Annotated in this window: 15 protein-coding genes; all 15 read right to left on the minus strand. The window is 38.0% G+C overall.

Annotated elements, in window-relative coordinates; genetic code table 11:
* Complete coding sequence (locus tag QW060_RS15990; RefSeq protein WP_290364462.1) at positions 1–1,149, minus strand: beta-ketoacyl-[acyl-carrier-protein] synthase family protein; 1,149 nt, start codon at positions 1,147–1,149, stop codon at positions 1–3.
* A complete protein-coding gene (locus tag QW060_RS15995; RefSeq protein ID WP_290364463.1) occupies positions 1,119–1,568 on the minus strand; it encodes an acyl-CoA thioesterase in 450 nt (149 codons plus the stop codon). The genes QW060_RS15990 and QW060_RS15995 overlap by 31 nt, the downstream gene beginning before the upstream one ends.
* Positions 1,543–2,820 carry an ABC transporter permease gene (locus tag QW060_RS16000; protein WP_290364464.1) on the minus strand — a complete coding sequence of 426 codons (1,278 nt, stop codon included), beginning with the start codon at positions 2,818–2,820 and terminating at the stop codon, positions 1,543–1,545. The genes QW060_RS15995 and QW060_RS16000 overlap by 26 nt, the downstream gene beginning before the upstream one ends.
* Entirely contained in the window at positions 2,810–3,562 is a 753-nt protein-coding gene (locus tag QW060_RS16005; RefSeq protein WP_290364465.1) for an ABC transporter ATP-binding protein, read from the minus strand. Before QW060_RS16005 ends, QW060_RS16000 begins: the two co-directional genes overlap by 11 nt.
* On the minus strand, positions 3,563–4,558 hold the full coding sequence (locus tag QW060_RS16010; protein ID WP_290364466.1) for a BtrH N-terminal domain-containing protein: 996 nt from the start codon (positions 4,556–4,558) through the stop codon (positions 3,563–3,565).
* Positions 4,559–4,963, minus strand: a complete 405-nt coding sequence (locus QW060_RS16015) for a hypothetical protein (protein ID WP_290364467.1) — start codon at positions 4,961–4,963, stop codon at positions 4,559–4,561.
* Entirely contained in the window at positions 4,950–5,429 is a 480-nt protein-coding gene (locus tag QW060_RS16020; protein WP_290364468.1) for an ABC transporter permease, read from the minus strand. The genes QW060_RS16015 and QW060_RS16020 overlap by 14 nt, the downstream gene beginning before the upstream one ends.
* The gene (locus QW060_RS16025; RefSeq protein ID WP_290364469.1) at positions 5,430–5,858 is read right to left on the minus strand and encodes a hypothetical protein; all 429 of its coding nucleotides are present in this window, start codon (positions 5,856–5,858) and stop codon (positions 5,430–5,432) included.
* A 1-nt stretch (position 5,859) separates the two neighbouring features.
* Positions 5,860–6,993, minus strand: a complete 1,134-nt coding sequence (locus QW060_RS16030; protein WP_290364470.1) for a beta-ketoacyl-ACP synthase III — start codon at positions 6,991–6,993, stop codon at positions 5,860–5,862.
* On the minus strand, positions 6,990–7,901 hold the full coding sequence (locus QW060_RS16035; RefSeq protein ID WP_290364471.1) for a dialkylrecorsinol condensing enzyme DarA: 912 nt from the start codon (positions 7,899–7,901) through the stop codon (positions 6,990–6,992). The genes QW060_RS16030 and QW060_RS16035 overlap by 4 nt, the downstream gene beginning before the upstream one ends.
* Positions 7,902–8,042: 141 nt before the next feature.
* Positions 8,043–8,921 carry an LpxL/LpxP family acyltransferase gene (locus QW060_RS16040; RefSeq protein ID WP_290364472.1) on the minus strand — a complete coding sequence of 293 codons (879 nt, stop codon included), beginning with the start codon at positions 8,919–8,921 and terminating at the stop codon, positions 8,043–8,045.
* Between the two features lies 1 nt (position 8,922).
* Positions 8,923–9,177, minus strand: coding sequence for a phosphopantetheine-binding protein (locus QW060_RS16045; protein WP_290364473.1), 255 nt, complete (start codon positions 9,175–9,177; stop codon positions 8,923–8,925).
* An 8-nt stretch (positions 9,178–9,185) separates the two neighbouring features.
* Positions 9,186–10,409 (minus strand): beta-ketoacyl-[acyl-carrier-protein] synthase family protein, encoded by a 1,224-nt coding sequence (locus QW060_RS16050; protein WP_290364474.1) that lies wholly within the window; start codon positions 10,407–10,409, stop codon positions 9,186–9,188.
* Positions 10,410–10,412: 3 nt separating this feature from the next.
* Complete coding sequence (gene fabG, locus QW060_RS16055; protein WP_290364475.1) at positions 10,413–11,144, minus strand: 3-oxoacyl-ACP reductase FabG; 732 nt, start codon at positions 11,142–11,144, stop codon at positions 10,413–10,415.
* A 52-nt stretch (positions 11,145–11,196) separates the two neighbouring features.
* Positions 11,197–12,723: an HAL/PAL/TAL family ammonia-lyase gene (locus QW060_RS16060; RefSeq protein ID WP_290364476.1), complete on the minus strand. Its 1,527-nt coding sequence runs from the start codon at positions 12,721–12,723 to the stop codon at positions 11,197–11,199.
* Positions 12,724–12,727 lie beyond the last annotated feature (4 nt).

Raw genomic sequence — 12,727 nt, forward strand, 5'->3', positions numbered from 1 at the left:
CTACTCTGTTTTTTTAAATATCACAGCCGAATTACACCCACCAAATCCGGAAGCTGTTTTTAACGCTACTTTCATTTCTTTTTCTGTATGCTGCTGTATTATATTTAGGGGTTGCGAAACACCTGGATTTTCAAATCCTTTGGAAGAAATCAACAGGTTCCTGCACAGCGATTCTATAGTGATGACCGTTTCAAGTAACCCGGATGCTCCTAATGTATGCCCGTAATAACCTTTAAGGCTGTTTATCGGTACTTTATTCAACTCTGCCCTGTTGAAGGCAACAGCTTCCATTTCATCATTGTACAAGGTAGCTGTTCCATGTGCAGATATGAAATCAATAGCGTGTTGTGAAATACCCGCTTCTTTTATCGCAGCCTGTATGCTTAAAAACAACCCTTCTCCTGTTCTTGAAGGTCCTGAAATATGATTGGCATCGTTAATATTGGCATCTCCTATGATTTCAGCTTTCGCATCGTCCGGTTGCACCGTAACATATACTGCTGCTGCTGCTTCACCCAATGTCACTCCATTTCTCTTTTCATCATAAGGTCTGCAAGGCTGAGGGCTTAATGCCTGAAAAGACTGAAATCCGGAAAGTACAAATTCTGTTACCTCATCTACCGCTATGACATAGGCATCAGAAGCTGTGTTCATCTGTAACATTCTCTTGGCAACAGATAATGCCATTACCCCTGATACACATGCATTGGAAATAACGATCGGTCTGGTTTGAAAATGAAAATAACGAGCGATTTTTTCTGCCAGTTCGTTAAGATACGCCTGAGCTGTCTCTCCACTTTCCAAGTAAAAAATGTTTCCTTTTGTCGTTGAGAGTATCAATAGCGTATCTTCTTTTACACCCTGTTTTTCTATAAGCGGCTCCAATGCCAGAATGAGCATTTTTTCTACTCTTGTAAAAGGAGCACTGGTGGTTACTACTGCATCAAATGCTTTGTTTAATGCGGCTGTATTGATGCAGGAAGCATATACAGAAGGTATATTTTCCCACTGATTCTGTATTTCAATACCGGACTGATCTTTTACTAAAGCCGTCCAGTTACTTGAAACATCAAATCCTAATGGGGTAATGATGTTGGTCTCTTTTATGAATACTTTTTTCATTTGAGTAATCCTACTTTTTGTTTCCACACCGCAAAAAATTCAGGCAGGTTTAAAACCAGTTCCCCGTTTTTATCCAGAAAAACCTGTGTAGATTCTCCTGTACAAACCAATTGTCCGTGCTGGTTATATATGTTGAATTTAAAGATCATTTTTGCTGCAGGAGTATCGATAAACACCGTTTCTATATATCCTGTATCTCCGTATTTTAAAGAGATTTTATGTTCGCATACTGTTTTAACGATGGGCGTTGTAAAGCCATGGTGCTGCACATCTAAATAAGAAATTCCGTGTTTCCGACCAAAAGCTTCTCTCCCATCTTCAAAATAGGTTATATAGTTTCCGTGCCAGACAATACCCAAAGCATCTGTTTCATTGAAACGTACCTGAAAGGGCTGTCTGACCGTAAGTTCGGCTATCTCTTTAAACAAATCTTTTCTTTTTATCATAGATGAGGGCTAAAAAGGCTAAAACAATGAAAAACAAAAATAACAATAACATTTCTGGAAGTATGTCTTTTAAGGTTCCATTTCTCAAAAGAATATCATAATATCCGTTCAATGCCCAGTTCATTGGTGATATTTTTGACACAATCTGCATATAGTAAGGCATTGCAAAAACCGGTATCCATACTCCTCCTAATGCTGCCAGAATTACGACAAATGTGGAGCCGAAAGGGGCTGACTGTTCCTGAGTTTTGGCTATGGTTCCCAATAGAATGCCGCATCCTATGGCTGCAAGGCCTGCAAACAGAGTCATGACAGACATTTCCAGTAATTTTCCATGTAAATGCAATTCCGGTAATCCGAAATACGGAAAAAGATATAAGGCAACCGCCAGAATGATATAAAACTGCAGAAGACAAATGATAAGATATGTAATGGTTTTACCCATCATCAATACAGCATATGGTGTGGGATTGGTAATCAAACGCACTTTTGTACCCTGGTTTTTTTCTTTGACAATGTTAATTGCAAACGGAACAATAATAAAGAAAATCGCAAATAAGGTCCAGGCAGGTACATTGTGCTGTACTGAATTGGGCACTACTTCTTTCTGTCTGGTTTGCGGTACCATTTCTTTAAACGAGATAAAACTGGCATCTGCCTTAAAACTTTTCGTGTCTCCCAGCTGTTCTTCAAAAGACTGGTAAATAAGTCTGTTTTCTATCTGTGAGACCATTTTATCGATGTTGGTCATTACACCGTTTTTAAAAGCAATCTGTGCTGCCGGGTCAAAATAAAGCCTTATTTCTTTGGTTGGTATTTCTTCTTCAGATACAACACCGGCCTCCTCTACTCCAAAATCAGAAAGGATGCTGTTGACATTCTGTTCTACCTTTAAATTCAAATCACGCGACAGGTGTTGCGGAATGATGATGGCCAATTGATAATTGCCTTTATATACCTGATCTCTTACGAGTTCTTCCGTAAGTTTTTTGCCATCGATATCCGTGACTACTTCAAATATATCAGAGGCGTTGAGTTGCTCTTTGATATCAGCCGAAACATTTCCCTGATCATTGTCTAACAATAATAGCGGCATTTTGTGTTCTGAAACTACCTGATAGGCACTATCCTGGATTAGGGTAACTGTAATTACCAAAACTACAGGCATTACAAAAAGGGTAATAAGCCCGCCGATATCTCTTTTGAGTAAAAGAAATTCTTTAAAAACGGATTGCCAGATTTTATAAAGCATCTCTTAGTTTTTTTCCGGTTAGTGTTAAAAAGACCTCTTCAAGATTTGTTGCTCCGGCCACAGACTGAATGAGAAATTCAGGAGTACCTTCAATAAAAATCCGTCCTTCATCTATGATGGCAATACGGGTACAGAAATCTTCTGCTTCTGCCAGATGATGAGAGGTATAAATAATGGTAGTTCCTTTGCGGTTGAGTTCATTGAGAAAATCAATGATGACATTTTTTGACTGAACATCTACACCGACTGTAGGTTCATCTAAAAACAAAATTTCAGGATCATGCAATATGCCTGCTATCAGATTGATGCGTCTTTTCATACCTCCTGAAAAGGTTTCGATGCGCTTATCGGCAAAATGAATCAAACCTAAAATGGTGAGATATTCGTTTATTTTATTTTTTAAGTTTTTTCCTTTCAATCCGTACAGACTTCCGAAATAGGTCAGGTTTTCCCTTGCCGTAAGAGTAGGATAGAGGGCATATTCCTGTGGTACTATTCCTATCAGATTTTTAATCTGTAAAGCATGATCTGTATAGGTAAGTCCTTTTATGGTAAATGTTCCTGAAGTAGGGTGGATTAACCCGCACAATATAGAAATCAGAGTGGTCTTTCCTGCACCGTTAGGGCCTATGAGTCCGACTATTTCCTGTTGTTGAATAGCAAGTGAGAGCTCTTTTACTGAAAAGAAATCAGCCCCTTTATATTTTTTAAAAAGCTCATGGATCTGGATGACGGTATTCATTTAAATCGCTTTTTTTAGTTCTTTAAAAAATTTTTCTTCTAAATCAGCAATATGCATGAGTTCTTTTGATAAGGACTCATAGACATTTTCCTGATGGCTGCGTTTTTTGTATACACGAGATGCATTTACAGCAAAATCTCTCCACAGATCACCGATTTTTGTCATGTCTGCAGACAGTTCTTTTAGTCTTTCGTTTTTAAGTATTACAGCCGCTTCCTGTAAGAAAGCAGCATAAATAAATCGGAATCCGCCGCCTCCGGTACCAATTTCTTCCTGCATCCGTACCATTTGTGCCAGATAATGGTTGGCTTTACGGACACCATGCTTTTTAGGCCATTTGAGGATGTGACGTGCAACCATCCGTATTCCTCTTACTCCGATTATGGGTACGGGAGCCAGCATATCCGTGCAGGTTTTTCGAATTCCTTTTCTGATGGCTTGTTCCAACGGCAGATTTTCTGGTATATACACCGGATAATAAATGTGCCCTTTCGGTGATAATGCTCCTTTGGAAAAGCGTACTTTTTCCAGTTCATCTGTCGTAAGTGTGGTAACATGCTCCATAACAGGGTCACTGATGAGAAAATTGTTTTCTTCTTTTCCGTAAACAACCAGATTATGAGCATTGAAATGAAAACGATATTCGTCGGGAAAATAGGAAAGGTGGTAGACACCTACCTGTAAACCTGATGGAATATTGTGTGCCAGATTGTATTCCAGTACTTCTTGTGCTTTTTCTGTGCTGGAAAATTTCTGACGCTTTATTTTTATACCTAATTTCTTTGCCAGACGGTTGAATATCAACCCGGGCATAGGCCTGTATGATATGGCCGGAGCATGATTTACTTTTATAAAAGGCAAATAAACAAAAAATAAGCCTGAACCGATTCCAAATACCATCGGTTCGCTCAAATTGATTCCTTTATTTCTGAGCAAGTTAGAGGCAACTCCGTTTTCACAATGAGCCGATTGATGATGTTTGAAATCCAATGTCATTTATTCTCCTTTAAATGCTTTTAATTCTGATGCTGTAATACCAAAGGTATCCGCATATTTCTGTATGGTTTTGTCGCTCAGTTTTTTAAATACTTTGGGTTGAGCATGTCTTTTGATTCTCCATTTCCACATTTCCATATAGTCCGATAAAATGGCCCAATCCATTTTATTTACTTCCATAAAGTACACAACAGGGCTGCAAATCCCTTTTTTTACGTTTTGTCTGGCTTCTTCAATTCTTTCGTTGATAAGCTCAAAAGTTTTTTCCTGAACAATTGTTTTCGGCTCCCATCCTGAGCTTAGCTCTGTAGTATATTTGCCGTCTTCATCGACTGCATAGTAGAGCTCTTTTACATTTTTATTGTTAAGGCTGCTTTTATCCTGAGGTACTTCAGATTTTTTCATCCGTCGTTTTTTGTAAAAACAAATTCATTATTCCTCTCAAAGTTAACTCGTTATCATTAAATATTTCTATCTGCAACGTACAAATCTGATAATCGTCAGACATGAATTTTGAATCCAATTTGGCTTTTGTCTTTATTACCGTATGTACTTTAGGCAATGAAAATATTTCTATTTTTTTGATCGCACTGATAAATCCTACGACTTTTACATTTTCAATTTCCTGTTTATTGTCATCAAAAAAATAATGTTGTCCTACAATTGCTGAACAGGTTTGTGCTGCATTTTCAATAAGTCCCGCTTCTGTAAAAAAATCGTTTTCTACAAATAGGGTAGAGGGTTTTATTTCAAAACTGGTATCTACATTTTCATCGTCAATATAATCAATGATATCTACCATCAGCATGGGCTGACAATGGGGCAGGTATCTGGCGATCCGGGTTATGTCCTGGTTTTGAAATACGTTCATCTATTTTGCAATTACGGTTTTCATCTGTCCCTGAGCAATGCAACGGTTATTACACAGCGTACGGATGTCTACCAATGTTACTCCTAAAAATTCCTGTAGGATGCTTACTTCTGTCGTTAGCTCATCGCTTAGCTTCGGCAATTCATAAATTTCTATTTTGTTGATTGAACCAATGTAACCTGTTGGTGCTTTTTGGTTTTTCAGATGATACTGATATCCGGTATGCAAGGCCACTGATTGTGCCATGTGTTCAATGATTCCGGGCTCCAGAAACCTATTTTCTTTGAAAAATATATTCTCACTATTGACACTGTAGCCCGCTTTTAAATGCGTTTCTGAATATTCCAGCAAACTGCTTACCATGATAAAAGGGGCTCTTTGCGGAATAAGAGATTGAATAAATGTGATATCTGTGTTGGGTATTTTCATATTAACACACTGTTAGATAAGCATACGCATATGAAAACCGTCCGCTTTCGGGTACAGAGAGCAATATTCTGTCTCCTTTTCTTAAGTTTCCGGAATGCATGAGTTCATCCAGCATTAAATAAATGGACGCCGCTCCGACATTTCCTACTTTATGAAGGTTCATGAACCATTTTTCTCTTGTAATTTCCAATCCCGCTTCAGCAAATTTCTGATACAGTCCGTCTACAAAGAAATGTGAGGATACATGGGGTAAAAAATAATCAATGTCATCCGGTGTAATGCTGTGTTTCAACATCGCTTCCCGCATGCTTTCCACTCCTTTTTCTAAGATATTTTTATCGAGAATTTTCACATCCTGTTTTAAAGAAAAAACGGATTCTGAAAGCCATTCCTCTGTTTTATAATCGCTCCAGGGTTTCAGGCTTCCGTCTTCAAGCTTATCTCCGCCTGCATACATACAGGCTTCAAGCTCATATGCATACGAATAGGCTTCCATCCATTCTATTTTTAACGGATGTGCTCCTTTAGGACTATCTTCCAGTAAAAAAGCAGCAGCACCGTCTGAAAGCATCCATCTTAAAAAGTCTTTTTTGAAAGCGATAATCGGCTGCTCTTCGAGACTGTCAAGGTTTTCAATTTCTTTTTGAAATTTATCTGCCATCATCCAGGTTGATACTCTTTCTGAACCTGTACAAACAGCATTTTTTGAATTGCCGGATTTTACAGACAGATAGCCGAATTTAAGTGCATTCATTCCCGAACAGCAAACACCTGACGATGAATTTAATTCTACCGATTTGTTTTGTAAAAGTCCGTGAACCATCGCTGCATGAGAGGGAAGTAAGTGATCAGGAGTTGAAGTACCACATGATAGTAATTCCATATCTGCTGCAGAAAAATCAGTATCAAACAAGCGTTTTACAGCTTCAACCGTTAGTTGCGCATTGTTATGTGTTATGGTAAGCTGTTTATCAATCGCATAGTAACGTGATAAGATACCATTGTTTCTTAAAACAATTCTTCGGGCTTTTGAAGGCTTATCATTTATTTGTCCTAAAATCTGTTCCATTTCTTCGTTTGAAATGGCATCATTAGGTAAAAAATGAGAGGTTTTATTTATGTAAACTTCTTTCATCGTTGACTTATTCCTTGATAATATTTCTTTTCTTTCCTGATTTTAAAATACAAAAGAGGATACAAAAGGGTTTCTATTAAATGTACGATCGGTGATAACAACCAGATGGCTATAAATAAATAATAATTAAAAAGCCGGATTAGCATTTTTCTTTTCGAGGGATTTTTTAAGATCAGACGGGACCATATACGGAACATTTTGTTAGCTTTTTTATCCATAGAGACCAAAAAATGCCTTATTTCAACCGCATTATTACGCACCAGTTCTTTTTGCAATCCTTCGTAATAGTTTGCCATCAGATATGGTTTGATGAGATGACCGAATTTTTCGGCTGCTGTGATTTCTTGTTGGGAAACACCGGGTAAAGGAAGAAAACCGTATGTTTTTCTTTTGATTCCGGAAAACATCCAGTCCACTACCGTAATAACACTGACCAGGTTGATGTTTCGGTCTGTCAATGCAATATTGCCTACTAATACAGCCTTATGAGCTGCCAGTAGCTTTTTTATTTTTTCTTGTGCAAATACCCACATATTTCTGCTGCCGCTTACGGTGATTACCGGAGTATCTTTAAGCAACTGAGCAGCATAATTGCTTTTCAGAAACGAAATGACGGGTAGAGAAGGGGTAAGGTACCAAACCTGATAATAAAACAGGATAAGATCGTATTTTTTGGATGTTATTTCCGGTTCCGGAGGTATGATTTGCTGAGGAATCTGCTGAAATGTTTCCGGAAAAACATTAAAAAAAGCCTCTGAATTCCACGGAAAAGGAAATTCCTGCTGCATTTTAATCTGATAGTATGTTACTTCTATTTCGTTGTCATTCAGAAAAGGCTTACAGATGGAATCTGCAATTTCTTTTAGCTGGCCTGATTGTGAATAATATAGTATCAATACGTTTTTCATCTTCCTCTTTTGCGAGTTGTAAAAGTATTACAATTTATTAAATTAGACCGGTATCTTTTTTTGGATTCGCTTATTTTATCTCTTAAAAACCGGGGAAATATTTCCCATTTCTGTTATAGGATGAAAAACAAAACAGCTCCGTTAAACGTTTTTCCAAAAATCAAAATAGTTAAACCACTGTAACGGATATTTTTTTACCATCTGTTCCACACTTTGTACATATGAATATAGTAATCCTTTCGCATCTCTGTGTTTAATCGTCTCTGACCTGCGGGCATATAAATGATAATGCAGATTTTTTTCTTTCATTACATATACATAGGCAACCGGAACTTTAAGGCGGGAAGCAATTAAAAACGGTCCTGCAGGAAAAGTAGCTTCTCTTCCTAAAAATTTTTCAGACATGGTTTTAGATCCTTCAAAATAGCGGTCTCCGGTAAAGCAAATCAGTCCGTTGGCAGCCAATGCATTGTTGATTTCAAAAATATGGGACATATCTTCTTTTACAAAAATGAATTTCATCTTGGGTTTTCCGGAAATACCTTCCATATATTTTTTTATAACCGAATGTTCCTGATCAGTCGTAACCAAATGGATTTGAAAATCCATATCGATATCCGCAAAGAATTTTTCCGCTACTTCAAAATTACCTACATGAGCACTGATGAGAATACCTCCCTTTTTTTCGTGTAATAATTCTTTAAGTGTTTCTATACCGTCAAACTCATAGGTAAATTTTTCGCGCATTCCTGCAGAAATTGCCGTTTTATCGATTAATACCTTTCCAAACGTAAAGTAACTCCCATAGACCATAAAAATGGATTTTACATAGGAAAACCCCTGTCTTTTGTGCAGGTAATAAAAGATATCGCGGAAACTCTTGGGATAGAATATAAAATAATAAAAAGCTACAAAAATCAGCAGTCCGTAAGCTGCTCTGATTCCGAGCTTTTTTATACTAAAAACAAATATTTTATATCCTAAAAGGGTTCCTTTAGACTTACCGTCCCACTGACTCATGTTACGATGCTTTTACCGTAATTTTATCCTCAATTACGTTATAGAAGTCTTGGAATGTATTAATTCCGACAAAGTCTGCTTCTCCTAATTTTACCCCAAAATTAGATTCAATAATTACTACCAGATCTACATAGTCAAGGCTATCCAGATCCAATGTTTCTTTTAAATTTTTTTCGTCGGAAATAAGTTCTGCATCGATTTCAAACTCTTCAACTAAAATATCATTTACCTTTTCAATGATTGCTTCCATCTTCATTTATGCTTTTATTTTATCTTTTTTACGATTATAGCAGAATTCGTGCCACCAAACCCAAAAGAGTTGGACAAATATATGTCAAATTCTTTATTTATTGTTTTAGTTGCAATATTTAACAATTTTGCATCTTCATCAGGCTGTTCTAAATTGATGTTGGGCGCTATAAAAGAATGCTGCATCATCAACGTTGAATAAATAATTTCGCTGGCACCTGCCATCCAACATTCATGGCCAGTCATTGATTTGGTCGAACTCACGTACGGTCTTGATGCTCCGAATACTTCATGAATAGCTTTCGCTTCATTGGCATCTCCAACAGGAGTAGAGGTAGCATGAGCATTGATGTAGGCTATCTCTTCTGGTTTTAGTCCGGCCTGTTTCAATGCTTTTTTCATAGCCGTTGCGGGACCTTCTACGTTGGGTGTGGAGATATGACCACCATTAGACGAAAATCCATACCCGACAATTTCTGCAATAATAGGAGCCCCTCTCTTTACAGCCGATTCATAACTCTCGAGAATGATGGTTGCTCCGCCTCCGCTGGGAACTAATCCATCCCGTGAGACATCAAAAGGCCGTGAAGCTTTTGCCGGCTCTTTTTCCTGAGGAGAAAAAACGCCTAATCCGTCAAAGCTCGCCATGGCATATTTATTAATTTCCTGAGCTCCACCACAAATCACAGTATCCTGTAAACCGTTTTTGATCATCATATAGCCCAAACCAATAGCATGAGAACCACTTGCGCAAGCAGCACTGATGGTCATATTGATACCCGTAATATTGAGAATAGTGGAGAGGTTCATGGTGATCGTGGAATTCATTGATTTGAAAATAGCCCCCGAACCAATCAAAGCCGTATCCTTTTTTTCACGCACAATATCGGTTGCATCAATGACAGCTTTTGAGACACTGTCATTTCCGTATATAAGTCCTATTTCATTTTTGTTAAAAAAGGCTTCATCTATACCTGCATTTTTAAGTGCCTCCATTGTAGCCAGATATGCATATTCCGTTTCTTCACCAATGGTAATACGCTGACGGCGGTGCAGTACTTTTTTCAGATCGGGTACCGGAACCTTTCCGGTTAAAGCAGACTGAAATCCGTATGGTTTTCTTTCAGGATCAAAAACAATTCCTGATTTTCCTTCGTATAATGATTGTTTTACTTCTTCAAGAGAAGTTCCAATACAGGAATAAATTCCCATTCCGGTAATAACTACTCTGTTGTCCATACCTTAAGAATAAATACCTCCGTTTATATTTATGGTTTCGCCCGTAATATAGCCTGCTTTATCCGACGCCAGAAAAGCAACGAGATTCGCTACTTCTTCCGCTTCTCCAAATCGGTTGGCAGGTATCATTTTTATGAGTTCTTTTTCATCGAGATCCGCTGTCATATCGGTTCTTATAAAACCCGGAGCTACAGCATTCACGGTTATTTTTCGTTTGGCAACTTCCTGAGCAAGGGCTTTTGTAGCCGCAACAAGTGCTCCTTTGGCTGCTGAATAGTTGGTCTGGCCCGGAGTTCCTTTTACTCCGGAAACGGAAACCATGTTTATGATTCTGCCGTACTTGCTGCGCAGCATTTCCTGAATAAAGAAATTGGTCACGTTATAAAAACCATTTAATGTGATATCTATAACTGATTTCCAGTCCTCAGGCTGCATCCACATAAATAATCCGTCACGTGTGATTCCGGCATTGTTAACAATGACTTCCACAACCGCCTGCGGATTGTTTTCTTTCCAGGTATGCAATACCTTATTGACTGCTTCATGATCTGCTACATCAAATTTAAGTATTTCTGCAGTAGCTCCTAAAGCCTCTATTTCTGCCAATGTCTGCAACGCAGCTTCTTTATTGGACTGATAATTTATGAGTATATGGTAGGCATTCTCCGATGCCAGTTTTAAACAAATTGCTTTTCCTATTCCTCTTGAACCTCCGGTAACTAAAGCACACTTCATTGATTGTCATTTATTTATAGTATAAACACGAATTTAAATTAAATTATGTTTATTAATTTATGGCTTGCATTAAATATTCTTTTACTTTTTGTACATAAGGATACATGATCTGATCTTCACTGAAGGTTGCCACGATACGGCGTATGTTGTCGTATTCTTTTTTAGAAGATTGTGACAGTTTAGCCGTTATCTCCAGTGCATCTATTGCCTGTGCAATGGTTATGTATTCTATGGCCAATACTTCAAAAGCATTTTCTATTACTTTACTGCACATAAGGGCTGCATTGGTACCCATGCTTACAATATCCTGATTGTCGTTGTTATTCGGTATGCTGTGTACATACATGGAAGTGGATAATGCCTGATTTTCTGCTGTAGTAGAAGTAGCAGTAAACTGTACTCCCTGCATTCCAAAATTAAATCCGAGTTTTCCTAAATTAACAAACGGAGGTAATAGTTCATTTATTTTGGCATTGAGCAAATAATTGAGCTGACGCTCTGCCAGCATGCTCAGTTTTGTAATCACCAGTTTCAGTTTATCCATTTCCAGTGCAACATAATCTCCGTGAAAATTACCACCATGGTATACCTGCTGTGTTGCAACATCAATGATTGGGTTGTCATTGGCAGAGTTGATTTCATTTTCAAGAATGGTACCAACATTTTCTATGGTATCGGAAATAGGTCCCAATATCTGAGGAATACAGCGAATGGAATAATATTCCTGTACTTTTTCTTTAAATACCTCTTCTTTATTGGTACCGCTGTATAAGTGATCGGCTCTTTTGCGCACCAGTTGACTATCTGCCAGATGGGCTCTCATTTCCGCAGCGATTTTTTGCTGTCCTTTATGAAGCTTTGTATGGTTCAGGGTTTCTGACAAATGGTCGTCATACGCCTGTACCAGTTCATTAATCATACAAGAAGCTTTTACAGCATAATCCAATAAGGTTTCTGCCTGGCGCACATTTACAATACCAATCCCCGTCATCACCGATGTACCGTTCATAAGTCCGATGCCTTCTCTTATTTTTACTTCAATCGGCTTTAGATTTTCAATAGCAAATACTTCCTGTGTGCTTTTGCGTTCCCCTTTATAAAACACTTCACCTTCACCGATCAATACCAGAGCAAGATGAGCCAATTGTACCAGATCACCACTTGCACCAACGCCTCCATGAGAAAAAATCAACGGTGTGATGTCTCTGTTGATCAATTCTTTCATCAGTTCTATCACGGATATATGAATGCCGGAATTACCTCTGGATAAAGTGTTTAAACGAGCCAGAATTGCCGCTTTTGTATGCAATGCTGACAAAGGCTGTCCCGTACCTGAAGAATGGCTTCTGATCAGGTTGAACTGTAATTGCAGGCAATCTTCTTCTTTTATGCGATATTGAGCCATTGGTCCGAAACCTGTATTGACACCATAAATGACTTTATTGGATGAAAAGTCTCTTAAAAACTCAAAACTTTCAATCACGCGTCTGGTTACTTCAGGATGGACTTCAATCTGCTTATTTTCAAAAATGATTTTTGAAAATTCACTCAGCGTTAAATATTCATTGATAATGTTCATTATC

The sequence above is a fragment of the Paenimyroides ceti genome, from assembly GCF_030409925.1.